Origin of the sequence: Pseudoalteromonas byunsanensis (assembly GCF_001854475.1) — a bacterium.
GTDB classification, from domain to species: Bacteria; Pseudomonadota; Gammaproteobacteria; order Enterobacterales; family Alteromonadaceae; genus Pseudoalteromonas; species Pseudoalteromonas byunsanensis.
Window position 1 is genome coordinate 248,219 of the sequence record NZ_MNAN01000026.1, and the last position, 25,197, is coordinate 273,415.

Annotated in this window: 19 protein-coding genes and 2 tRNA genes; 10 read left to right on the forward strand and 11 right to left on the reverse strand. The window is 41.1% G+C overall.

Going from position 1 to position 25,197, the window contains the following annotated elements; all coding sequences use genetic code 11:
• The first annotated feature begins 39 nt into the window (after positions 1-39).
• Together BIW53_RS04735 and BIW53_RS04740 are read left to right on the forward strand one after the other, a co-directional pair.
• Complete coding sequence (locus BIW53_RS04735; protein ID WP_070990699.1) at positions 40-894, forward strand: fructosamine kinase family protein; 855 nt, start codon at positions 40-42, stop codon at positions 892-894.
• Positions 895-978: 84 nt separating this feature from the next.
• Entirely contained in the window at positions 979-1,182 is a 204-nt protein-coding gene (locus BIW53_RS04740) for a CPXCG motif-containing cysteine-rich protein (protein ID WP_070990701.1), read from the forward strand.
• A gap of 50 nt (positions 1,183-1,232) precedes the next feature.
• On the opposite strand, the gene BIW53_RS04745 is transcribed toward BIW53_RS04740, so the two are convergent.
• Positions 1,233-1,865: a riboflavin synthase gene (locus BIW53_RS04745; protein WP_070990702.1), complete on the reverse strand. Its 633-nt coding sequence runs from the start codon at positions 1,863-1,865 to the stop codon at positions 1,233-1,235.
• A gap of 161 nt (positions 1,866-2,026) precedes the next feature.
• On the opposite strand from BIW53_RS04745, the gene BIW53_RS04750 reads away from it, so the two are divergent.
• From BIW53_RS04750 to BIW53_RS04765, 4 genes are all read left to right on the forward strand, one after another.
• On the forward strand, positions 2,027-3,382 hold the full coding sequence (locus BIW53_RS04750; protein WP_070990704.1) for an MATE family efflux transporter: 1,356 nt from the start codon (positions 2,027-2,029) through the stop codon (positions 3,380-3,382).
• On the forward strand, positions 3,354-4,370 hold the full coding sequence (locus tag BIW53_RS04755; RefSeq protein WP_070990950.1) for a DUF3080 family protein: 1,017 nt from the start codon (positions 3,354-3,356) through the stop codon (positions 4,368-4,370). The genes BIW53_RS04750 and BIW53_RS04755 overlap by 29 nt, the downstream gene beginning before the upstream one ends.
• Before the next feature lie 97 nt (positions 4,371-4,467).
• Positions 4,468-4,544, forward strand: a tRNA-Val gene (locus tag BIW53_RS04760).
• A gap of 10 nt (positions 4,545-4,554) precedes the next feature.
• A tRNA-Val gene (locus BIW53_RS04765) sits at positions 4,555-4,631 on the forward strand.
• 89 nt (positions 4,632-4,720) lie between these two features.
• On the opposite strand, the gene BIW53_RS04770 is transcribed toward BIW53_RS04765, so the two are convergent.
• The 6 genes from BIW53_RS04770 to BIW53_RS04795 form a co-directional block, all read right to left on the reverse strand.
• On the reverse strand, positions 4,721-6,610 hold the full coding sequence (locus tag BIW53_RS04770) for a M6 family metalloprotease domain-containing protein (protein WP_070990706.1): 1,890 nt from the start codon (positions 6,608-6,610) through the stop codon (positions 4,721-4,723).
• Positions 6,611-6,881: 271 nt separating this feature from the next.
• Positions 6,882-9,149, reverse strand: a complete 2,268-nt coding sequence (locus tag BIW53_RS04775; RefSeq protein ID WP_070990708.1) for a S8 family serine peptidase — start codon at positions 9,147-9,149, stop codon at positions 6,882-6,884.
• A gap of 327 nt (positions 9,150-9,476) precedes the next feature.
• On the reverse strand, positions 9,477-10,382 hold the full coding sequence (locus tag BIW53_RS04780) for a patatin-like phospholipase family protein (RefSeq protein ID WP_070990709.1): 906 nt from the start codon (positions 10,380-10,382) through the stop codon (positions 9,477-9,479).
• A 56-nt stretch (positions 10,383-10,438) separates the two neighbouring features.
• Positions 10,439-11,191: a substrate-binding periplasmic protein gene (locus tag BIW53_RS04785; RefSeq protein WP_070990711.1), complete on the reverse strand. Its 753-nt coding sequence runs from the start codon at positions 11,189-11,191 to the stop codon at positions 10,439-10,441.
• Positions 11,192-11,398: 207 nt separating this feature from the next.
• A complete protein-coding gene (locus BIW53_RS04790) occupies positions 11,399-13,582 on the reverse strand; it encodes an OsmC domain/YcaO domain-containing protein (RefSeq protein ID WP_070990713.1) in 2,184 nt (727 codons plus the stop codon).
• Positions 13,583-13,899: 317 nt separating this feature from the next.
• A complete protein-coding gene (locus BIW53_RS04795) occupies positions 13,900-14,091 on the reverse strand; it encodes a hypothetical protein (protein ID WP_070990714.1) in 192 nt (63 codons plus the stop codon).
• A gap of 176 nt (positions 14,092-14,267) precedes the next feature.
• On the opposite strand from BIW53_RS04795, the gene sbcB reads away from it, so the two are divergent.
• The gene (gene sbcB / locus BIW53_RS04800; RefSeq protein ID WP_070990716.1) at positions 14,268-15,719 is read left to right on the forward strand and encodes an exodeoxyribonuclease I; all 1,452 of its coding nucleotides are present in this window, start codon (positions 14,268-14,270) and stop codon (positions 15,717-15,719) included.
• A 63-nt stretch (positions 15,720-15,782) separates the two neighbouring features.
• On the opposite strand, the gene BIW53_RS04805 is transcribed toward sbcB, so the two are convergent.
• Positions 15,783-16,667 (reverse strand): NAD(P)-dependent oxidoreductase, encoded by an 885-nt coding sequence (locus BIW53_RS04805; protein ID WP_070990718.1) that lies wholly within the window; start codon positions 16,665-16,667, stop codon positions 15,783-15,785.
• Between the two features lie 138 nt (positions 16,668-16,805).
• Here BIW53_RS04805 and BIW53_RS04810 point away from each other — a divergent pair, with 138 nt between their 5' ends.
• Positions 16,806-17,321 (forward strand): glutathione peroxidase, encoded by a 516-nt coding sequence (locus tag BIW53_RS04810; RefSeq protein ID WP_070990719.1) that lies wholly within the window; start codon positions 16,806-16,808, stop codon positions 17,319-17,321.
• Positions 17,287-18,270, forward strand: coding sequence for a 2-hydroxyacid dehydrogenase (locus BIW53_RS04815; protein WP_070990951.1), 984 nt, complete (start codon positions 17,287-17,289; stop codon positions 18,268-18,270). The genes BIW53_RS04810 and BIW53_RS04815 overlap by 35 nt, the downstream gene beginning before the upstream one ends.
• Positions 18,271-18,318: 48 nt before the next feature.
• Here the strand turns inward: BIW53_RS04815 and BIW53_RS04820 are convergent, their stop codons facing one another.
• A complete protein-coding gene (locus tag BIW53_RS04820) occupies positions 18,319-19,206 on the reverse strand; it encodes a DMT family transporter (protein ID WP_070990721.1) in 888 nt (295 codons plus the stop codon).
• A gap of 182 nt (positions 19,207-19,388) precedes the next feature.
• Between BIW53_RS04820 and BIW53_RS04825 the strand changes: the two genes are divergently transcribed.
• Positions 19,389-20,147 (forward strand): substrate-binding periplasmic protein, encoded by a 759-nt coding sequence (locus BIW53_RS04825; RefSeq protein ID WP_139158779.1) that lies wholly within the window; start codon positions 19,389-19,391, stop codon positions 20,145-20,147.
• An 8-nt stretch (positions 20,148-20,155) separates the two neighbouring features.
• On the opposite strand, the gene BIW53_RS04830 is transcribed toward BIW53_RS04825, so the two are convergent.
• Positions 20,156-22,852 carry an ATP-binding protein gene (locus BIW53_RS04830; RefSeq protein WP_070990722.1) on the reverse strand — a complete coding sequence of 899 codons (2,697 nt, stop codon included), beginning with the start codon at positions 22,850-22,852 and terminating at the stop codon, positions 20,156-20,158.
• 68 nt (positions 22,853-22,920) lie between these two features.
• The gene (locus tag BIW53_RS04835; protein WP_070990723.1) at positions 22,921-25,158 is read right to left on the reverse strand and encodes a TonB-dependent receptor; all 2,238 of its coding nucleotides are present in this window, start codon (positions 25,156-25,158) and stop codon (positions 22,921-22,923) included.
• Between the last annotated feature and the right edge of the window lie 39 nt (positions 25,159-25,197).

Below are 25,197 nucleotides of genomic sequence, written 5' to 3' on the forward strand. Positions count from 1 at the left end.
GTTTGATTAAGATATGTTTTTCTGTTCAGGATGTCTGCGATGTGGAACGCCGTTAATCAACAAATATCTGAAGCATTACATCAACCCTTTGCATTTAACTACAAAGAGCAGCTTCGTGGTTGTGACAATGAAAAGCGATTTTATATTGCCAACGACGAGCACAGATACATCGTCAAAGTTGATTTGCTTAGCGCCTTAGAGCGGTTTGAGTCTGAATCAAAGGTGCGAGACCTACTGATTAGGGATAGTGACTTTTTGGTCGCGGATACCGTAACCATTGGCACAACATTAGAATTCTGCTTTATGGTACTCGAAGTTATTCCTAAGCAAAGTGAACAAGAAAACTGGCAAGAGTGCGGCGTATTGTTGGCCAAAATGCATAACAGATTCGAACAAGAAATGTTTGGTTTAGAGCAAGACAGCTATATTCATCATCTCATTCAACCTAATCAATGGCATAAGAAATGGGAGACTTTTTTTGCTGAAGAGCGCATCGGTTGGCAACTTCAGCTTCTCAAAGAAAAAGGCATTGAGTTTGTCGATATTGACGATTTTGTTATTACCATCAAGTCACTCTTACCACACCACAGTAAACCATCACTTCTACATGGCAATTTTTGGAAAGGTAATATCTATTTCAGTGATGGCAAACCTTGTGTTGATAACCCCGCTTGCTATTACGGAGATAGAGAAGTTGATCTTGCTATGAGCGAGCTATTCGCCCCTCTACCCGAGTCATTTTATGAGGCGTATCAAGATGTTTTTGAGTTAGCTGCGGGCTATGAAATAAGACGTCCAATTTATCAACTTTATCCTTTATTGTTACACGCCAACTTGTACGCCGGAGACTATTTAAACCAGGTGCAAACGAGAGTAAATGAAATATTAAAATAGCAGTAATAAAGCTTTCATCATTGCAATTGCTGCTATAATTAAGCAAGTACAATGGCGATAGGCATTTGCCTTTTGGAGAGCTAAATGAAAGCGCTATATGAACAAAGAATTACATGCCCACATTGTGGTCATCATGTTTATGTGAGCCTTGATGCCAGCGAGGGTGACCAAGACTTTTATGAAGATTGTGCAGCTTGTTGTAATTCAATTCATTTTAATATGCATATAGATCAGTCAAGAAACAAATTAGAACTGCATATAGACAGTGATGACGAGCAAATATTCTAGTTTGACTCTTTTTCAATAAACATGAGGCAACTATGTGTGTGCCAGATGCGCTATTTGCTGTTCTGTTTACGTAGATAGTTCTCAACCGTTGAGACTATGGTATAAGTTTGCTGGTCAACTTCAATATTTACCCTATTCCCTTCACGCAAGCGTCCCAAATTTGTAATGTTTAGAGTTTCAGGGATCAAATGCAGCCAAAAGCCTTCATCATCTATTGCGCCCACCGTTAAGCTCGCGCCGTTAACACAAATAAAGCCTTTGTATAGAATGAATTTCATCCATTGTTCTGGTAATTGCAGGTATATCTTACAATTATCTTCATCATTGATAATGCGCTGTGCTAAAGCTGTACAATGTACGTGACCAGATACGATATGACCGCCGATTTCAGTGCCAAATGTAACGGAACGTTCGTAGTTAACCCTTGCTCCTCTTCTTAAAGAGCCCAAGTTAGTTAATTTTAATGTTTCGTCGATCACATCAAAATAAACCTGACCGACCACGTCCTGTCGATGAATTTCGTATTTCACAACAGTGAGGCAACAGCCGTTAATCGCGATACTCGCGCCTATATCTAGATGTGTTAAATATTCAATGCCAACAGATATCCCCAACCGCAGCACACCTTCTTTTTGTGCTGTACTAATTACCGTAGCTTGCGTTTGTACAATACCTGTAAACATAACCGACCTTTACATTTAAAATCGCCAATATCATACAGCATTAATGAGACTCTCAGAAGCATCCCTTTGATACAAAGCAGCAGTTTTTAATCAAATTCATCTTGTTCGCTCGCTATAAACAAGCACTATTGGTTACAATAGTATTTTTATCGGTGATAATGATGAAGTTTAGTCACTGGGAAAGTAAGCGCCTTTTACAACTTGCAACCCCCGTATTTTTTGCACAAATTACGCTTATCTTGATGTCTGTGGTTGATACCATGATGGCAGGCCAGGTAAGTGCTAATGATTTGGCTGCGCTTTCTATTGCAACAGGGGTTTGGAACCCGCTAACATTTTCTCTTCAAGGTCTAATACTTGCACTTACTGGTATCGTCGCTCACTGTCATGGAGCAAATGATAGCAGTGGCATAAAGTACTATTTCCAGCAAAGCATTTACTTGGCCATCTTACTTACTTCTGTAGGGTTTGTGTTAGCCGAATTTACCCCACTAATATTTGAGCGCCTAGGAACCAGTGCATCTATCACATCGCTATCACAGCAATACATTGACTTCGTTAAGTGGGGAGTGTTGGGGTTCTTACTCTTTTCTATATATCGTAATGTTACAGAGGGAGTTGGGTTCACCAAGCCTGCGTTTTATATCAGTATTGTAGGTCTTATCGTAAACGTGTTTGCAAACTATGTATTCATTTATGGAAAACTTGGTATGCCAGCATACGGCAGTGCCGGCTGCGGTCTAGCAACCACCTTGGTATTCTGGGCTATGGCGATTTCACAATGGGTCTATTGCAATCGTAGTAAAACGATGCGTACGCTTTCATTACTTAGTGACTTTACTAAGCCACAATTTTCAGGGATCAGTTACCTCGCCAAGCTTGGCATCCCTATTTGTCTTGCGACTTTTTTTGAGGTGACTCTTTTTGCCTGTATCCCTTTGTTTATAGCTGACTTAGGTGCAATTGCCGTGTCCGGGCATCAAATTGCGGCCAATGTTACCGCCATACTGTTTATGATGCCTCTAAGTTTATCAATGGCAATAGCGATACGTATTGGAAACTTAGCTGGGCAACAGGCACATGAGCAACTAAAAACAGCTATTTTTACAAGTTTCTGCTTGGCAGCGATGATCTCTGTGTTTGTCGCCCTCATCACCCTGATTGGCAGAGATAGCATTGCTTGGTTATACACTAATAATGAGGATGTTGCGTTGTTGGCATCTAGTATCATAGTTTTGGCCTGTATTTATCAGTTACCAGATGCATTGCAAGTAGCTGCACATGGTGTATTACGTGGTCTAAAATACACAAAACCAATTACTTATATTACATTTGTGTCTTATTGGCTGGTTGGCTTTTCCCTTGGCTATATACTTGCGAAAACAAACTTAATCGTACCAGCGATGGGACCTATCGGTTTTTGGATTGGGATCATCGTCGGTTTAACTGTCGCAGCGATATTTTTATTACTCAGTGTGAGGGCTCGTCTTGCGTATATTTTGTCTGATAATCAGTAGCTTAATATTGGCTGCGGGCTGTACGCCCGCACCCAGTGAAATCTACAACGAATATCAACAAAGGTTGGCTAATGTTGTTGATAAAACAGCACCAAGCCAGAATGTTACTCTGAAACCTCTTGAAACACCAAGTTTGGATAAACCGGTTTCAAAAGCAACCATTTCATTTTTAGAGCTTGCCAGTTTAGACCACTGCAAACTCATGAACACTATTGCCCAGAACAATAATCAACTCGGAAAAGTCAGACAGCCCAGTGAGCAATTAAAATATACAATAAGATTTATCAAGCAAACACAAAGCTGTCTTGCTGATTCACCGGCCTTAAAACCCGCACTAAGAACCAAGCTTGATGACGCATTAAACGAAAAAAAGGCTCAACTACCGCAATATTTCGAACGTATGATTTTCCATGAAAGAGAATTGGCAAAAATGTCTTTACTAAGCAGTCAAGAAATTGGTCTGGAAGATCACAAAGATGCTATGAGTGAGTCACTAGAAGCCCTTACCCAGCTTGCAAATGCTTACCTGAAAATACGCTCAGATGAATTAGACATTAATCAATTAGACGAGCCAGATGAGCTCACTCGCTCATTAGCAAAACTCAACAACAACTATTTTGTTTCGCGATTAATCAACTCAGTACGCAAACAGATAGTGTTAAATCAAGCGACCACAACTTGGCTTCACTCGTTAGATATCAGCAACGAACTATGCAAACCTGGTAGAAACCTTCAACAAGCAACCATCTTGAGCAATGTATTTAATCGCTTTTACTTGTCTCAATTGCAAGCCTATCAATCTAAGTTAGCCAACATGTTACAAAATACCTCACCGCATCTATACATACTTTGGCAAACAAGTGATGAATTAACTTCATTATTTGATGTTGAACACCCGCAATCTTATTATCAACAACTAAAGCGAAGTACAGTTGAACATGTTAGGTGGTGGCAAGGTTTCTACAAAACGTGCAAAATACAGCCTTGATGCACAAAAAAACTGCAAACAAACAAAAATTTAGCAAACGCGCTTGATCCGATTGCCGAGTCGCTATATATTAGCCGCCGTTGCCTTGCAATGTAGTACGACCGTAGCTCAGTTGGTTAGAGCACCACCTTGACATGGTGGGGGTCGGTGGTTCGAATCCACTCGGTCGTACCAAATCTTCAATACAACCGTAGCTCAGTTGGTTAGAGCACTACCTTGACATGGTAGGGGTCGGTGGTTCGAATCCACTCGGTTGTACCACTCTTACACTTTAATCTCCTAAAATTTACAAAATGCACAATGTGCACGTTGTAACGTAACGCACACATTATGCTTTTTGTGACTCTGTATTATTTACCCAAAGATAAGCTGTAGTTACCAGCGCCCGAGTATGAATATACAGTAATACGATAGTATCCGCTCGATGCTTGGTATGTGATAGATTCATTGGATGTTGGCGATTCAGAAATAGCAGCTTGCACCCAACGTCCGCCCTGCCAAACTTCTAGTTTTAAATCAAAATCGGCGTTACTAGGTCCTTCTAAAGTCATATCCAACGTGCCACCTGCATATTGGAACCAAGTGCCATTTGGCACGATTGCTTGTTGACCATTTGCCAAGTAACCGGTGTACACTTCTCTATCTGGTGGCGTTGTTTGGCCAATTTCAAACGACATAGTTTGTGCAACATCGCTGATATTACTGATAGACAAGCCAGAATCGTTGCCATTCCACCAAAGTGCATTTGTACCACGACTGCTTAAGCTATTTGGGTAAGTCGATGAAAACTCGCCAGCGACGTTATATAGGTCGTTACTGTCTCCTCGGTTTACTTTGTTTTCAGGATCGCGATTACCATCTGCATGCTCCATTTGCACGTAAGGATGCCATTCGTCTGAGTTGTTTCCTGCACTATCAACATGCCAAATAGCTAGACCTTCATCCAATTGCTCCAAGTTTTGACCTGAGCGATGAATTGTCTCAATATAAAAAGCCTCATTTCGGTTACTAGGGTTGGTCCATTTATACGACGCATTACTGCCTGATGTATGAGTCAACGTTCCCTTAGGTGCATTGGCATTGATCGCAGGATTCAGCTCTGTAACGGTATCCCAGCCAGCCAAATTTCTAAAATGTGCAACCGGCGGCGTTGGTCTATATTTGTTTGTTTCACCGATTGCGCCGAATCCCATTACACCAAAACTGGCAACAGACCCCTGAGAGCTGCCATCATAATCATATAGATCTGGCCAGTTTGTGATTAAATGACCTGATTCATGCACAAATGTGCCGATCGCTAAACTGTCTCTCATATCAGTGATTTGGTAACGGTCAGTACATACCCCGTCAGCACAAAACCTCGGACTCAAGGTTGCCATATGAGGCCATAAACCTTTCGACCAGCTACTATCTGAGTTACCAGCATAGAAAATGTTAAGACCTTTAATTTGACGGTTACCATTTACTGACAATGATGAAAAATCAAAACCCTGTGTATTTTCAAGCCAGTTCAGCGCTTCTTTGATAAGCTCTTGTGAACGAACGGTAGAGGTATATCTGTCATCTGTGTAATAGGATTTGTTTTTCTTCGCGGTGTAGTACGCAGTTACTGTGTTGGTATAATCCAGCTTACCACCAGAGACGCTTCTAAAATATCCTCTAACAGACTGAGCGTTACCGAAATCCTGATAGTCTAAATCATTCAAAAATGACTCAACTTGCTGTTTGCTAATAGTGCCCGCATGATCAGGAAAGTCTATAATAATAGTCAAGCCCTTGATATTCCCACTCGATTGAGTCGCAAAATCATCTTGTGTAGCCACTTCACTGTGGGTCTGCATCAGTTCATCTGACGTTTGTAATCCTTGACCAAGCATTCTACGTTTAGCCGATTCGACTTTTCTAGCAATTGCTTTTGAACTTAAACTACGCTTCGCAGAACGGATAGACACCGCTTTGGTAAGTTTATTACTGACAAGTACACCTGTAGAAAGTAGCTCTTCTCCATCGTCAGAAACGTTGGCATAGGCTAAACCATTAAGGTTTTCATCAAACACGACTAAACGACCATCAGCCGAACGCTGTAACGCAAAGTAGTCATTACCATCTAGACTAATGTTTACCACTTCGCCATTAGGCTGTGTATAACTATAATGATGGTCTTTATATGGAATTGCTGAATAGCTCAAAGAGGATATTAAGGCTAAGGGCGCTAACGCGAGTTTTGTAAATCGATACATGTTGTGTTCCTATTACGGTTTAATGGAAACATATTTTTAACACCAAAAACACACTATATCAATAATTGAAACCCTATATTTTGGATGTTTTTAGAACACTTTGTTCCTATATATGCAACTTTTATATCCCAACTTAAAAATACCAAACTAACATCAAACCATTATTTTGATATAACAAACTACTCTTTCTTCAGTTCTATGTTGAGAATCATATTTATCAAACAATAAAAAAGGTCGCACAAGGCGACCTTTGTTAAGGTTAATTAAATAATTATTTCGGTGTTGCAGTAACAGTCAGTGTTACACCACTTGCTGCTGAGTACCCGTATAGGTCGATGTACCAAGTGCCAGACTGTGGGTTTTGGAAGTCACATGACTCATTATTACCGCTCTCATAAGGACGACAATCATAGTTTGAAGTCGTTGACTGAGCGCCGTGAGTTACATATAGGTCAGCATCACCGCTACCACCTGAGATTGCCACATTAAGGTCAGCATAGCCATCTACTAAGTCTAGTGTGTAACGTGTCCAGCTTCTACGTGCAACGCTGATGTTACTTTCAACTAGGCTGATAGGCTCAGCACCAGGTGTAGTTGTGTCACCATCTGTATAGCTAGCTACCAGTGATACACCAGAGAATGCGCTGTAACCTTTAACCATAACATGGTAAGTACCGCCAGATTGAGTCAATGAACAGCTTTCATTGTTGCCACCAGCATAAGGACGACACTCGTAGTTTGAATCGCTAGGCTTAGAACCGAACTGTACGTACAAGTCAGCGTCGCCTGTGCCACCACTCATATTTACTTTAACATCTGTAGCACCCGCTGGTACTTCAAAGGTGTAAAGTAGCTCTTCGCCTTTAGAACCTGAAAGACCAGTTTTTGCTACGCCATTCTCAAGTTCATTACCTGTTACAGGACCACCGTCACCAGCACAACCCTTTTCAGTGATATAATCGATAGCGGCTTTAGTTTGCACTAGGCCGTAACCGAATTTAACGTCACGACCAGCTGCACCTAAGTCTTGTGCAGTTGCAGTTAACACAGTACGGATCTGCTGTGCTGTACAACTTGGATGGTGACTCCATACCAACGCTGCTACACCTGCAACATGAGGTGACGCCATTGAAGTACCGCTCATCAGGCCATAGTTGCTAGGGTCTAGATTTACTGATGCTGTCATGCCAATGTTGTTAAGCATTTGTGCGCCGTCAGTATCAGTTACAGTCACTGCTGGAATGGTAGTTTGGTTAGTGTCACCTAAAGTACCACCGAATGCACCAGAGGCGTTGTTGTAAATAATTGCACCAACACCACCGCTGTCTTCACAGTTTTTCACTTTATCATGGAAAGAAATGTTACCACGTTCGATCAAACATACTTTACCGCTTGCGCCTGTATCGACAGCTTCACCTGTTGCAAAGTTATAAAGCGGCGCATTTGCATTACCTTGGTTTTCCATACCGTTTGAGTCATAAGACTGACCTGCAACGCTAAGAGAAACAACTGAGCCTAAGCCTTCTGGGTAAGCCGAATTTACGTCAACACCTGGAGCTGCAATCTCTACTTGGCTGTTCTTTTGCGAGAAGTCAGCTAGGTCTTTATTATTATCAATTGCCGCAACTGACATTACGGAGTCGTAAGATGCTGGATAGCTTTCTACGTCAGTTGTATTTGTTGGTACACCGTCATTACCCGCCGCCGCGATAAGTAACATACCTGCATCTGCTGCAGCTTGAATACCGTTACGTTCAGTGATGCTTGAACCTTCACCACCTAAACTCATGTTTACAACATCAGAACCTGCGGCCTGACACTTGTTGATTGCATCAACTAACTCTGAAGAATAACCCCAACCATCATCGTTAAATACTTTGATGATATGCATCGAAGGATCTGTACCGATAACACCGCGTACACCAATACCGTTATTCAATGCAGCGATTGTACCCGCTACGTGAGTACCGTGTGGACCACCATGATCGTACCAGTTACCTGTTCCTGAATCACTTGTACCTGAGATAGTATCGCCACGTACACCCATATCTTCATGAGGAAGGTCAAGACCCGAATCGATAACACAGATTTTCTTACCACCGTTGGCAGCAGAAGCAACCGAGTCATCGACTAAATCAGCCTGAACCATTGCAATACCGTATGGTTGAGTTTGTAATAGGCGACGAGGTAAATCTTCTTCAACATATTCAACCTGACTATCCGCACCCAATGCAGCTAATTGAGCTTCGCTTAACTGTGCTACAACAGCGTTCAGACTTGCTTTAAACTTCGCATTTTGAATGCCTAGCGTCGCCATACGATTAGCAGCTGTTTGAGGCATGTGCTCAACAGCCATAGTTCCCATTCCTGACGCCATTGCGATGTCATTGTTTTTATATTTAATGATATAGCGCTTAGGTAATGGAGACTCTGCTTTGTCAGCAGCAAGTTTAAGTGGAGATGCCTGTAATGATGCAGATACCGCTAGCGATAACATCGTAGTAGCAAATAGTGCTTTATTGGTGGTTACTTTCTTCATTGGAATAATCCATGCTTGTTATTATTTTCGTAATGAAATGTATCAAAAAATAAAATAATTAACATAGCTAGCTACAACGCTTTGTAAAGAATTGTTAATGAATCCGTCATAAAAATACAATAAATATATAATTTACATTCACTTATAATTTTCACGTTGCACTATTTAGGACTAGAACAAATACTCGAAGTATCTCATAAAACGAAATTAAGTACCTTTATTGTTAACAATGATTACCTAATAAAGGAAAATTTCCCGCCTTACCAAATGGGAATTTAGCAAAGAGTAACTATAAAGTTAAAAGTAAATATTTCACTTTATTCGCCACTAAAACTCATGGTGCCAACGATGCAAAAAGTTTTTCCCTTGCTGTAGGCCTAACAGATAATCATGCTGCAATACTGACACTGATGACCCCAGTACCATACTTTGTAGAGGTCCATTTGGCGCGATTTGAATAATCTCTAGATCACTGGGAGGATTGTTAATAAACTCCAACGCTTGCGAGTACCTGCTTTGGTGATAGTGATACAAATCAAGCATACGTTTAGACTGTTTAAGTCGACTCATTACCGGCTTTAACCTATCAAGTATTGGCATTGCGCCATTGTGATGTTGCTCAAATGTTCGGATCACTAGGATTTTTCTAGCCCCCTGCTTGTAAGCCCACTCTACCGGTAATGGATCCGCTACACCGCCATCCATATAAGAGCGTCCCGCGATATTGACCCCTCCTTGATATAGAAATGGAATTGCACTTGATGCTTTTAAGTGTTCCAACAAGTTGTCATGCCACGTATGAAGATAGGTCGCCTCGAGAGTTTCCGCATCGGTAGCAACAGCGTAAAAGTAATTGTCTTTAGCCAAGTAACTAGGATTGGTGATCACCTTTAACTTAGGCGAATGATTAACCTGCGAAAAATACCAATCTAAATCAATAACTTTACCACCAGTAAAAAACTTACTAGGCTTAAAAAAGGTTTCTGCTGTTGTTAGCTCTTGTATCGCATTTCTGGCACATTGTCGTGCACGAGCTGAATAGGCAGCTAAGTTTTGTGCCCCAGCAGAGACGCCGACTTTTAAATGGAATGGCCAAAAATCATGTTCGATAAAAGCATCTAATACGCCTGCGGTAAAGATACCTTTTTGCCCGCCACCCTCAGCAACCAAAGCGAATTTCTGTTGCTCAGCGCACGGGGCTTGAGTTGTGTTTAAAGAGAGTTCTGCTTGCATGTTTGACCCTATAAATTAATTTTATATCTGTTCAAACTTCACACAATCTAAGTGCCCTATTGAATATACTGACTATTATGACACGTTGTAATTCTATTCAAATGGGCACTTTGTACATTTTGTGCGGCTTCTTTTAATTTTTCCACATAGCTTTTAGGTGCATTTTTATGTGCAGCTAAATACAGTTGAGCACTGAGTTTGGGAACATTTAAAACCATCTTCCATGTATGCTCTGTCCCCATCGCCTGTGCCATTTGTTCTACAAAACTTTGCGCCCCAAACAAAAAATCTATTCTACCTTTTTCCAGTAGACCTCCTGCTTGGTTTAAATTACTTAATGACACCAAATTTGATTTATCAAACCCCTCACTTTGTAAAAATTGCTCTGAAGGTTGGCCTGTTCCTACACCGATAATGTAATGTTTTAGGTTATTCAGCGAATAATGTGGAACGGGTTTTACACTGCCCGAGCGCTGATAAAAGCCAACTTTTAATTCACACAGTGGCATTATCCATTGATAGTGTTGTTCTCTTTCAGTTGAGCGTGCCAAGGAGTATAAAAGTGCCGTGTTAGACTCATTAGCTTGTTGAACAGCCCTGTACCAAGGTAATACATGGATTTGATAGTCAATTTGTGCCTGAACCATTAGCAGTTTAACCATCATCGTTGCTCTGCCAACGACCTCACCGCGATCACCCAAAAACTGATATGGCGGAAAGTGCTCTGTATATATATCTATTTTATCTGGCACATACGCGCCACAACATGCCGAAATCATCCCTAATACAGCCCAACTAAGAGATTTCATCGTCTGGAATTACCGCTGTACTTTCTTTTAAGTATAACGCAGCGTTGTGATCTTGTTAGCAAGGGTATAATTTTTGCGGAGATTATCTGTTAAACGTCAGTCATATCATTGTGACTCAATGAGTTCATTGGTTGGCTAACGGTATTTATTTTCACATAAAAAAGCCCGAAGTAGTTAACAACGGGCTCATGTATTGATTCTAGAAAACTAAGCTTTGACTTTTGCAGCGCGCGCCTGATGTAGCTTTTTATAGCTGTCGATAAGTCTTTGGTGCTTATCTAAACCGCCTAAGTTCATATTAGTTGGCGTTAGACCGAAGAAGCGAACCTCACCATTTACCGAGCCCACAACATTGTCCATTACTTCCTTGGTAAACATGCGTTCAAAGTTTGCGATAAAGTCTTCAAGCTCAAGCTCTTCATCTAATACAACCTCAAGCACTGCATGAACCGCTTGATAAAACAGTCCTCTTTGTACAGTGTTGTCGTTGTATTGTAAGAAAGATTCAACTAAATCAATGGCGTCTTCAAGCTCACCCAGTGCTAGATAAATCAGAATCTTAAGTTCAAGAATGGTCAATTGACCCCAAACCGTGTTTTCATCGAATTCAACACCAATGAGGGTAATAATGTCAATGTAGTTATCAAGCTGGCTTTCTTCTAAACGCTCAACCAAACTGACCAGCTGGTCGTCGTTCAAAGCATGAAGGTTTAGGATGTCAGAGCGATATTGTAGAGCTTTGTTGGTATTGTCCCAAATCAAGTCTTCTACAGGATAGACTTCCGAGTAATCAGGCACCAAAATTCGACACGCCGTACCTAAGTCTGAAAACTCAGCCACATAACATTCTTTACCTAGGTCCTTTAAAATACCAAACAGTGTTTCACATTCTTGTTCATTGCTACCTGAAAAGTCCCACTCACAGAACTCATAAGCATGTTTTGCACTGAAAAAACGCCATGAGATCACACCGGTTGAATCAATAAAGTGCTCTACAAAGTTTTCAGGCTCTGATACTGCCATGCTATTAAAAGTCGGCTTAGGCACATCGTTTAACCCTTCAAAACTTCTGCCTTGCAGTAGCTCAGTTAGGCTGCGCTCTAATGCCACTTCAAAACTTGGGTGTGCACCAAACGAAGCAAATACCCCACCTGTTTTTGGGTTCATGAGCGTTACACACATTACCGGAAATTGCCCACCTAGAGAGGCGTCTTTAACCACCACAGGGAAGCCTTGTTCTTCTAATCCTTTAATGCCAGCAACAATGTTTGGGAATTTATTTAATACGTCGGCTGGTACATCTGGCAGCACAATTTCTTGCTCGATTATTTGGCGTTTAACTGCACGCTCAAATATCTCAGACAAACACTGTACCTTAGCTTCGTTAAAGTTGTTACCCGCACTCATACCGTTGCTTAAAAACAAGTTTTCAATTAAATTTGATGGGAAGTAAACCGTTTCACCATCAGAGTGACGCGTGTAAGGTATAGAACAAATACCTCGCTCTGTATTACCCGAGTTAGTATCAATTAAATGCGAACCGCGCAACTCACCCTCAGGGTCATAAATTTCACGACAGTATTGATCTAAAATACCCTCTGGCAACGAATCATCGTCGGTTAATTTGAACCATTTTTCGTTTGGATAGTGTACAAACTCACTATTTGCAATATCTTGACCTAAGAATTGATCGTTATAAAAGAAGTTGCAGTTTAAGCGCTCAATAAATTCACCAAGGGCCGAACATAGTGCACTTTCTTTTGTTGCACCTTTACCATTGGTAAAGCACATTGGTGAAGCGGCATCTCTAATATGTAGTGACCACACATTTGGTACGATATTACGCCAAGATGAGATCTCGATCTTCATACCAAGATCAGCCAAAATGCTCGTCATATTGGCAATGGTTTGCTCAAGTGGTAAGTCTTTACCTTCAATAAATGTTGTTGATGCACCATCAGGCGTAGTCATCAACATAGCTTGTGCGTCTTCGTCTAAGCTCTCAACAGTCTCGATTTTAAACTCAGGGCCAGTTTGCACCACTTTTTTGACCGTACAACGGTCAATCGAACGTAAAATACCCTCGCGGTCTTTATCAGAGATATTTTCTGGTAACTCAACTTGGATCTGAAATATTTGATTGTAACGATTTTCAGGATCAACAATGTTATTTTGAGAAAGTCTAATCCCCTCAGTCGGGATCTCACGGGCATTACAATACACCTTAACAAAATAAGCGGCACATAACGCAGACGACGCTAAAAAGTAATCAAATGGGCTCGGCGCAGAGCCATCACCTTTGTAGCGAATAGGTTGGTCGGCAATAACTGAAAAGTCGTCAAACTTAGCTTCTAATCTCAGGTTGTCGAGAAAATCTACTTTAATTTCCATTACAGGATCCCATGTTTTCTTGCTGACGCGCTCAAAGCTTTAAACACTGGTACGTCGTTCATTAAAATCTAATGGCGCCAATTATCTGCTTTTTCGCTTCAATAGTCTTGGCTTTATTAAAAAAAGCTTCATTTTATCGTTATTTTGATGGGTTTATCTGGGTATTTTATCAATTAAAGATGAGATCACCGATGAACCGGTGAAGAAGTGCCCCCAAACAGGAAAATGTCACTCTTGTTAATCGAGCTGCGCCACAAAAGTAACTATTTAAACAAGTTACCATACGCAGTGCTTCTAAACCAACTATCCCAATGTCCTTACATCCTAAACTCTATATAGGTCCATACGAAAAGAAGAATAGTTGGCAGTAAAACATTCGATGACAATATATTAAACAAGCTTTGATTTTCACCAGCATGCACAAACGAGCCTTGCTCAGAAATAGTACGGTTTGCTCTAACCTCACCCATGGAGAGAAGCTGCGCTCGTGCAGACATACTCACATTCATAGTGCCTCTTTTACAAATTACGCTGAGTATCTACTAGGTGTGCCTAACAAGCACATTACGTTTTACCCCTCCCCCTACATTATGCGACAATAGATGCTGATGTTTTGCTAATACAGTTAGTTAATAACAAAGAAAAGCTGACTTAACATAATGAACGCGAAAGGTTAAAGCCCTATATGGCAACACAAGAACAAAACCTAACTGGCCCTACTATTTATTGGTATGACTTCGAAACTTGGGGGGCGTCACCGCAAAAAGATCGCCCGAGCCAGTTTGCAGGTATTCGCACAGACCTTGATTTGAATATCATAGGTGATCCGCTTATTGAATACTGTAAGCCCGCGCCTGATTATTTACCTCATCCTGAAGCCTGCTTGATCACAGGTATTACACCGCAACACGCGTTAAAGCATGGCCTAATTGAAGCCGAGTTTATGGCAAAGATTCATGCACAATTTAGTCGCCCAGATACCTGTGTTGCAGGATACAACAGTGTTCGCTTTGACGATGAAGTAACACGTTACAGCTTATATCGTAACTTTTACGATCCGTATGAGCGTGAGTGGCAAAATGGTAATAGCCGCTGGGATATTATTGATTTGGTGCGCGCCTGTTATGCATTGCGCCCTGAAGGCATAGAGTGGCCACTAAAAGAAGATGGCTCACCAAGCTTTAAACTTGAACATTTAACGGTTGCCAATGGTATAGAGCATAGTGCGGCCCATGACGCTCTAAGTGACGTAACTGCAACCATTGCACTGGCAAAGCTCATTAAAGAAAAGCAGCCTAAGTTATATCAATTTTTCTTTGGCTTACGCCACAAAAAAGCGCTGCTTGATATGATTGATGTGTACAACATGCAACCTTTGGTACACACCTCTTCTCGCATTCCTGCAACGCAAGGCTGCACAACATGGGTTGCGCCTATGAGCTTCCATCCAGTGAATAAAAACGCTGTGGTTTGCTTTAATTTAACTCATAACCCTCAAGTTTTGTTAGACCTGTCAGTTGAGCAGCTTCGCGAGCGGCTGTATACCAAACACAGTGATTTGGCCGAAGGAGAATTACCTGCCGGGTTGAAACTTATACACGTTAATAAGTGCCCTATTTTAGCGCCAGCAAAAACTTTACTCCCTGAGAATGCGGCTCGTTTGGGCATAGACAGAGAGCAATGTCTCGAGCACTTAAAAATTCTTAAAGCGCACCCTGAACTTAGAGATAAAGTCGCGCAGGTGTTTGCTGAGCAAGGCGACTTTAGCAGCACAACCAATCCTGATTATCAGCTATACAATGGTTTTATCAGCAAGGCTGATAAGGCTAAGTTTGCCATTATTCGCGAAGCCCAACCACAAGCACTTGGCTCTTTAAATTTAAGTTTTGAAGACGCCAAGTTTGTACCCATGCTATTTCGCTATCGCGCTCGTAACTGGCCAGAAACGCTCAGCCCTCATGAGCTTGATATGTGGCGAAAATATTGTCAAAACAAACTAATGCATGGTGAAGATAACCCATCTATTAGTGCTGAAGACTTTATGCTGACGTTAGAGAACTTAGTGCATGAAAACGAAGGCAACGAGAAAAACCTAACCATTTTAAAAGCCCTCTACCATTACGCACAGAGCTTATAACTTACCCATAAAAATGCCGAACAATTGTTCGGCATTTTTATTTTTACTAATTAACGACGCAAATTACTTTTTGTCGTGAATAGCATCCAAACGTGCTAACAAACTTGAGGTGTCAAAGCGACCCCCACCAAGCGCTTGCACGTCTGCATAGTATTGATCAACCATTGCAGTAAGTGGCAAAGAGGCACCATTGTTGCGCGCTTCATCAAGAGCTATGCCCAAATCTTTACGCATCCAATCTACTGCAAAACCAAACTCATATTCACCGGCCAACATGGTTTTGTAGCGGTTTTCCATTTGCCAAGAGCCAGCGGCCCCTTTTGAGATAGTCTCAATGACTTTTTCGCCATCCAGTCCGGCTTGTTTTGCAAAGTGCAGACCTTCAGCTAACCCTTGCACAACACCCGCAATACAAATTTGATTCACCATTTTGCAAGTTTGCCCGCTACCTACTTTACCAAGTAACTGAGAGAAGCGGCTGTACGCTGACATGACAGGCTGTATGCGCTCAAATGTTGCTTGCTCTCCACCAACCATAACAGTGAGGACACCATTTTCAGCTCCAGCTTGACCACCTGATACTGGCGCATCTAAAAAGGCAACCCCTTGCTCAGCAGCTTTGTTTGCAATTTCAATTGCCACTTTAGCGGATGTCGTTGTGTGATCCACCAGAATCGTACCAGCATTCATGCCAGCTAATACACCCGACTCACCGTAAACAACCGAACGTAAATCATCATCGTTACCGACACACAAAAATACAATGTCGGCATCTTTGGCCGCAAGCGCTGGCGTAGTTGCGTGCTCACCAGCATATTGCTTTGCCCAGTCCTGCGCTTTTGCTGTCGTACGGTTATACACACATACTTGATGACCCGCATTTGATAAATGGCCAGCCATTGGGTAGCCCATTACACCTAATCCGATGAATGCTAATTTCATTGACATAATTCTGTCCTATTTGACTGCTATGGTATCGAGAATGGAGTTTTTATACCTAAGTCAAACTGGTATAGCAAATTAAAAACAAGAAATATCTATGAAAAATCTTATCATCAAAACTAGCGAGCAAGGAGTCTAAACGCTATGGAAACTATACATCGATACAGCGTTGGGCTTATTAATGGCGAGACTCTCGCATTAAAACAGCTTCAAGGCAAAACCGTATTGTTAGTGAATATCGCCAGTAAATGTAGTTTTGCAGGTCAACTCAGTGCATTAGAAAAACTATATCGTCAGTACAAAGCATATGGCTTTGAGATTTTAGCGTTTCCTTGTAACCAATTTGGCCGCAATGAACCTCTTGAAGGGGCTATGCTGCATGAGTTTTATAAAAGTCATTTTGGTCTGACATTTAAAGTCTGTGACAAAGTTCAAGTTAATGGTCCTGACGCGCATCCTCTTTTTAACTATTTGAAATCTAACACAAGAGGAATAGCACAAAACCGAGCGATTAAATGGAACTTTACCAAGTTTTTAGTAAACTCTCAGGGAGAGTTAGTTTCTCGATATGCACCGAGAACAAAACCTGACACCCTAAAACCCGTGATTGAGAGCCAATTAAATGATGAAAGTAGCCCTATTCAGTTCGCAAAACTATGAAAAACCATTCTTCTCACAGGCACTGAACAAACACCCTGACATAGAACTTCATTATGTTACAGAATCGCTGAACGAACAAACCGTCTCATTGTGCCAAGGTTTTGATGCAGTGTGTGTTTTTGTTAACGACAGCATAAATGAAGCGGTACTTTCAAAACTCGCTGAATATGGTATTCAAGCTGTAGCTCTGCGCTGTGCTGGGTTTAATAATGTGGATATCCAAGCTGCTAATGCACTGGACATTAAAGTCGTTAGAGTGCCCGCTTATAGCCCAGAAGCTGTCGCGGAACATTGTATAGCATTGATGCTCACTCTAAGTCGCAAAACACATAAAGCCTATAATCGTGTACGCGAAGATAATTTTGATTTAAATGGTTTGCTGGGCTTTAACTTACACAATAAAACAGTTGGTGTCATTGGAGCGGGCAAGATTGGTCAAGCATTAATATCTATACTTAATGGTTTTGGCGCAAATGTATTGGTTTATGACCCAAATGTTGGGGAAGGTTCATATACCCTCACTTCACTGGATATGCTTTTAGAGCAAAGTGATATTATCACCTTGCACTGCCCACTAAATACTAATACCCATCATATGATTGACGACAATGCGTTTGCCAAGATGAAGCATGGTGTAATGTTGATAAACACCAGTCGTGGGGCATTAATTGATACTTCCGCCTGTATCCGAGCATTAAAGAATCGTACATTAGGTTATTTAGGTCTGGATGTTTACGAGCAGGAATCTGAGTTATTTTTTAAAAATCGCAGTGATGAAATTATTCAAGACGATATATTCTCTCGGTTAATTAGCTTTCCAAATGTGCTAGTTACTGGCCATCAGGGCTTTTTCACTCAAGAAGCATTGGAGCAAATTGCCGCCGTAACATTATTTAATTTAAATGAAGTAGCGCAAGGTAATACCCAGCTAACCAATCAAGTACCTTGAACAAACACTCTCAATGAGCTCTTTTAACGCTTATTGAGAGTTATGCCTTTACCCAAGTAATAGTACAGCTACACCAGTTAGTGCTATGCAACCTCCCAACGCCATATTAAATGTTACAGGTTCACGCTTCATAAAACCTATTGTCATGACCATCAATGGCGCAGTCGCAAAAATAGTTTGAGCAATAGCGGGATCTGTATATTTGACCGATACTAATTGCAACCACAATCCGATGAAAGTACCAAAAAAGATCGCAAAAAATAACCAGCGTTTTCCCTCCACTCCGCTCATTTGAACCGCTTTACCAACGCTGTGCTCCCTCATCCAAGCTACAACTATCGCAACTACAAAGGTACCACTAAGCAAGCGAATAATAGCTGCCCAAAGACTGCTAACCCCTTGCTCTTGCATCGCCCCCTTTGACATTACCATTCCTGCTGCTTGGCATAACGCTGCTAATAGCGCAAAGCTTAACCCTTTGTAATATAGTTGCTTTTCAACCGTCGGCAAAAGTTGTTTTGGCTTAACCGCGATAAGTACTCCCAGTGTGGTAATAGCTATACCCAACCAAGCTTGAAGCGACAGATATACGCCTAAAAGGAAAATATTGAGCAACCCAGCAATCGCCGGAGCGAAAGACTCAACTATTAATGTTCGTGCGGCGCCAATATTACGCAGCGCTGCAAAATATGCACTATCTCCTATTGCAATACCCAAAACGCCACTGGCTACTAACCAATACCAGCTATTAACTTGCATCGGGGCTCGCCAGTCCTGCATGGCTAAAATAACAACCAGCATCATCAAACCCGCGACTACCCCTTTACAGAGGTTTAACTCCAGCGGTGATAAATGATGACTAAAGCGTTTATATAAAATGGTGGAGCTTGCCCACACTCCTGCTGCCAGTATTGCTGCCGCTTCTCCAATGCCCATGATCAAAATCTGTATTTTTAATTTTTGAGCAATTATGAATGGGCTAGCTGGGAATACAAGTAAATCCGTTGAACTGGAACATTGCTTTATACCCTTGCAATTCTACGCAACTAAATTTATGATTTCTAAAAAAATACAGACTAAACTAAGACTTACCACCTTTGCGATATGAGTCCCTTAATGTGGCAGTATACAAATTCTTCTTTATAATTTTAGCACTATCGCTTATCCCCACTTCTCAAGCGCAGCAATGCCGACAGAGTGTTAAACTTGGTATGGTAGATGACTGGCCACCTTTAACCTACTTTGATAATGATAAGGCTGCCGGGTTGGATATTGAAATCGCGAAAAAGGTATTCTCTAGCATTAATGTATGCTTAACCTATGTGAAGCTTCCCTCAAGTGCACGGGCGCTGGAACAGATGCAAAGCGGACAAATCGATGTCGCTGTCATGGTTAGCTATACACCTCAACGGGAGAAGTATGGGTATTTTTCCAAACCCTACCGACAAGAGAAAATGAGATTATTCAGTACGTCACCTGCGAGGCCAATAGATAGTATTGTCCAGTTACTGGATGAGGCAAAAAGCATTGGTCTAAGCATTGGTTCATTCTATGGTGAAGAGCTCGCTTCATTAGCACGCAATTCCAAGTATCAACAGCAATTAGTAGGAATTTCCAGTGCGAATCGGCGATCTGATATGCTCGTTAAAAAACGCGTTGATTTTATTATTGATGACTTGATAACGGGCTTGTACATTACAAAAATCAGAGGTTATGAGCAAATAAAGCCTTGGCCTTATGTTGTTCATGATAATCAAGTACATATTTTACTAAGACGTAGCGAAGGCAATTTGGCTCTGCTGAGTGATATTAATCAGGCTATCACTCACCTGCAACCCGAGATAGACAAGTTAGTGGCTGGCTATACAAAACACTAACTTAGCACTCAGATCACGACCTTACTGTGACCGGTTGGTTGAATGGCGCGCTCCATTGCAAGGATCAATTCACTTACTTGTTGCTCAAGCTCACCATTGTCAAATTCATCTTTGAGCATTTTATCTATTTGAGTAGCTATATTTTGTATTTCTGTGCATTCAAACATACCCGCAGTGCCCTTCACAGCATGTATAGAGCGACGTAAACCATCGATATCGTGATATTTCATTTGATTTTGGATCTGTACTTTTTGCTCATAAAGCCCTGAAATATATTTACTTTTAAGTTGCTCAAATTCATCGTTTGGAATATCAATGTCATCCGAAACCGCAATATGAAGATAGTGACCTATTTTTTTATTAAACTCATCCCTGTCAATTGGCTTAGCTAGATGATCAGTGAACCCAAGTTTAAGGTATCGTTCTACTTCATGCTGCATAGTATTTGCGGTTAAAGCGAGGATCGGTGCGGTACACCCTGTTGCTTGTATAAAGTTCAGCGCCTGCTCTCCATCCATTACTGGCATCTGTATATCCATCAATATTAGGTCAAAATCTTTATCTAGCACTGCTTGAACCGCCAGTTGACCATTTTCAACAGCAGTAACATTTAACCCCATTCTTTCAAGAATACGCTGTATAAGCCGACTGTTATCACTATGGTCTTCAGCGAGTAATACATCTCCTTTGAGTTCTCGGTTCTTTTCATTCTGGTGAATGTCGCAAACAGGTGATTGACTCAGCGTAGCTTCCTCTAAACTGTGTACCCAACGCGTATTTTCTGTTGTGAATAGTCCCAGTGTTAGAGTAAATGTCGTCCCCGAGCCAACTTCACTTTCTACTGTTATGTCGCCGTTGAGTTTGTTCGCCAAATTCTTAGAAATATTGAGTCCAAGCCCCGTACCTCCATACTTACGCGAGGTGGACGAATCTGCTTGGTAAAATGCGCTAAAGAGCTCTTTTTGCTCAGTTGATGTCATGCCAATTCCCGTATCTTTTACAGATATTTTCAGCACATCTTCTGAACACGCTACCTCTAAGGTGATCTTGCCAACTGAGGTAAATTTCAAGGCGTTGGAAGTCAAATTCAACAAGATTTGCCTTAGTCTAGTTGGGTCTATCACAATAAAGTCAGGTAACGGAAAGGTATAATGTAGCTCGAACTCGAGTCCTTTATCTCTGATCTGTTTGCCCAATAAAGATTCAACATGAGTAATCGACTTGAACAAATTGGCTTCGATGAGTTCAATCTCTAACCTGTTAGCTTCTATCTTCGACATATCCAAAATATCGTTTATCAAACCCAAAACATGTCGTGAGTTTTGTAAAATGACATTAATCGCATGATTTCTCTCATGGGGTTTTATATCGCCAAGTATAATGCCATCAGCATAGCCAATGATGGAGGTCATTGGGGTTCTGATCTCGTGACTCATGTTGGCTAAAAAGCGGCTCTTGGATTCGCTAGCATCCCTAAGTTGAGACGCTAGTTGCTCTAATTCATAGGTACGTTTGAGCACCTTATTTTCTAGGTTTTTGTTCAACTCAACATTTTCTTCATTGGTGAGTCTGAATTTATCAGCAACTGCAAATGCAAGTAACATCGCATCCAACGCGGTACCAAATAGGCCAAGTAAATACAAATTTAGTGTTGATGGCGGTAAAATTCCCAAGTTGGTTAAATTACCAATCATGTTTGGCACCATCATCGCTATATATGCAAGTACAAAATACCGTGCAGGTTTAAAGCCTTCTAGCATACGCAAAATGCCTATATACATGCCTAAACACAGTGCACTGCCAGTCATCACTGTGGCCCATAAAAATCCAAAGCCAGGGAATAGGATGCTAAATGGTAATCCCAAAGCAGAAATAATTCCTAACCAGATTGACGTAACTGACAGATTTGGATGCTTTTCCTTTAATTTCAATAAGCTATTATAAAATAGAATGTTCGTGATCGGCGCTAATGTAAAACCAAGCCAATGCAAGTGTGCAGAGTAGACACCAAATAGCTGGTCTGAAATATGAAAGAAGTGACTCCAACTATATACCCAAACGGCTGCGAATAACGCAAAGTAAAGATGGGTCAAATCCTTTGAGCCTATGTAAATCAGTAAGTTATATAGACCCAAAATAATGCCGACACTAAAACACAGAGTCATTAGTAGGTTTTCTCTAACAACTAACTGATTAAAGTCTTTTGTAGGTTTGATGACTAACTTTGTCGGTGTATAGAAAAAATCACTTTCAAATACAGTAACTAAGTAATAATTTATGTTGGGCTTCAGGTGTATCGTATTGCCATAATGAAATGCAAACTCATTTTGGTTTTTGCCACCAGAGAAATAACGCTGAACTTCACCAGACTCACTGTATATTCTCGTTTCAATATTTGCCAATACAGTATTATAAGGATAAAGCACCAAATCATTTAAGTTAGATTTGTTAGATATTTGAGTAACTAGCCAATATCTACCAGAAAACAACGCCCGCGATGGTAATGGTTTTAAATTATTGGCCCATTCATCCACCGCGTTGAAATCAGCAGGAAAGCGCGTGCTATCCTCAGAAACTAGTAAGCGTGCGTGATCGTGCAAGTTAACATCTTGTTTATCTATCGAATACTCAAAAACATCAGCGGCACTAAAGTTCGCAAAAACAGAGCCGACAATGTAAATCAGTATTCTTATCAATGAACGCATAAGATGCCTTAGCTTTATAAGTGCCTTACAATAAGCACTGTTAAACCTTCATTAGTTTAACCTTTATCTTAAAATCGATAACTCACATCAAGCCCGACCCGACGGCCTTCCCCTTTAAAGTCTTCAAGCATACCTAAAAAATTACGTAAATCGAACTTTAAATGGCTATATTCTTCGTCAAACAAGTTTTTTGCCCATATATTAGCCTGCCACTTTTGTGTTTCATAGTGGGCATTGAGCCTCCACAATACGTAGCCATCTTGCTTTGCATAATCTGTCTGTAACTGGTCAAAGTAATACTCTGATTGGTAATCAAAGCCAAGGCTGGTTTTGAGAGTACCCGAAGCAATGCTGTATGAATATGAGACCTCACCATTAATATTCCATTTTGAGGTAAATGGAAGGCGGTTATCCGTCAGTGAGACACCTACAGGGTCTATAAACTCTTCAAATTCAGCGTGTGGGATATAGCCAACTCCAAGCTGTATTTCAAGCTGTTCCGTTGGTTCAAAGAACAAGTCAGCCTCAGCTCCGTAAATTTTTGAATCAGCAACATTTTCGAGTAATTGCAATGGCACGGCCCCAGGTATTTTGGAAGGCTGATTCATAAATACTTGTTGGTCTTTATAATCGTAATAAAATAAAGCGGCATTTAATCTAAGATTTTGTTCAACAAATAGTAACTTAGTACCAATTTCATGCGCATTTAACTTTTCAGCACCGTAATCTGCTTGTTCTGCTTGCTCAGGACTCGACAGATACCCACCGTTATAACCGCCGCTTTTAAACCCATTTGCAAAGCTATAATAAAGCATTTTATTTGCGTCAAACGTGTAATTAACTGCAAATTTACCCGATAACCCATTATCATCATTGCGTCCTATTACATGATAAAACGGCAGCACCACATCATTCATACTATTTGGATCGACCACACTAATGTGCGAAAGTGAGTCATACTCTATTACTTCATCACTATATCTTAATCCGAATGTAACAGCTGTGTCTGAGCGCCACTGCCATTCATATTGCGCAAATGCTGCCAGCACCTTAGTGCGTATTTCATTGTCGTACATGAATGTAGCTGAGTTTCCCCCGTTTTCAGTCCCCCTGAGAACGCGCAGAATGTCATTGTAGTTATCTTGGTAGATCCGCTCATCCAAATGGAACAAGCCCGAAGTTAAATAGCCCTGTTCATACTCTCTGTGATAACGTAGCTCGTTATTGAGCAACTCCGTCTTTAGTCCTAGGTTCCCTTCACATGCCTGTAATGGTGAACCATCACAGTTAAAAGCATGTTCTCTATTTAGTCGGCTAAAGGCATTTATCCATACCAGTTGGGACTTATCACTTAACTGATATTCCACTTCTGCAGTCCACCCTTTACCAATACTGTGATGGGGAGAGTCGTTGTTTACATTTACAGCCCAAAAATCATCACTACCATCATTAAAGCCAAACAAATCTGTACATTGTCCAGATGCGGCCTCTTGTGGCGAACAAAACTCAAGCGTCTGTGGGTTCTTAATCGCCCCAATATTACCTACTGGCTGTACGATGCCACTCCAATGACTGTAATTAGTTTTTAGATAAACACTGAATTTGTCCCATTGTCCAAAGTAGCTTAATCTAAGGTCAGACTGTTCCATATTGGCTTCTGGAGCGGTTGGGTGAAGGTTATATGTGGTGTAATCATATTTAACATGGCTGAGCGCAACTCGAACTGCTGACTCATCATTAAGACTGGTGTTATACATTCCTTGTATTTTGCCCCATTGGTCACTGCCGATACCAAGAGTTAGTTCACCATAAGTGCCAGCATCTGGACGTTTACTGCGGATAAGTACAGCTCCACCGGTACTGTTACGGCCAAATAAGGTACCTTGTGGGCCTTTTAATACTTCTACTTGTTCAATATCAAAGAAATTAACAAGTTGATTATTCGCTGACCCCACCGAAGCACCATCTACGTACATAGCTACAGGTGAGGTATTCGCGGTGTTGTAATCCAGTAAGCCAACCCCCCGAATGTTGATAGCTGGAGGAGTGCCCTCTGCGGCATTTTGGCTCACCTTCATATTGGTTACAAAGCTACCTAACTCAGTAGAATCCTTGACTCCAGCGACGCCTAGCTCGTCTCCTTTTACTGGCGTGATTGATACACTTACATCATTAAGAGATTGTGCTCGTTTTTGAGCATAAACCTCAATCACTTCAATTTGTTGATCATCCGTGGCAAAAACAGGTAAGTTTAATACGCCTAAAACTGCGGAACATACAAGGCTCAATGGGAGAGTCTGTTTCATATCCTTACTCTTTTATACAATTCATTAAGTTAGTGCAAA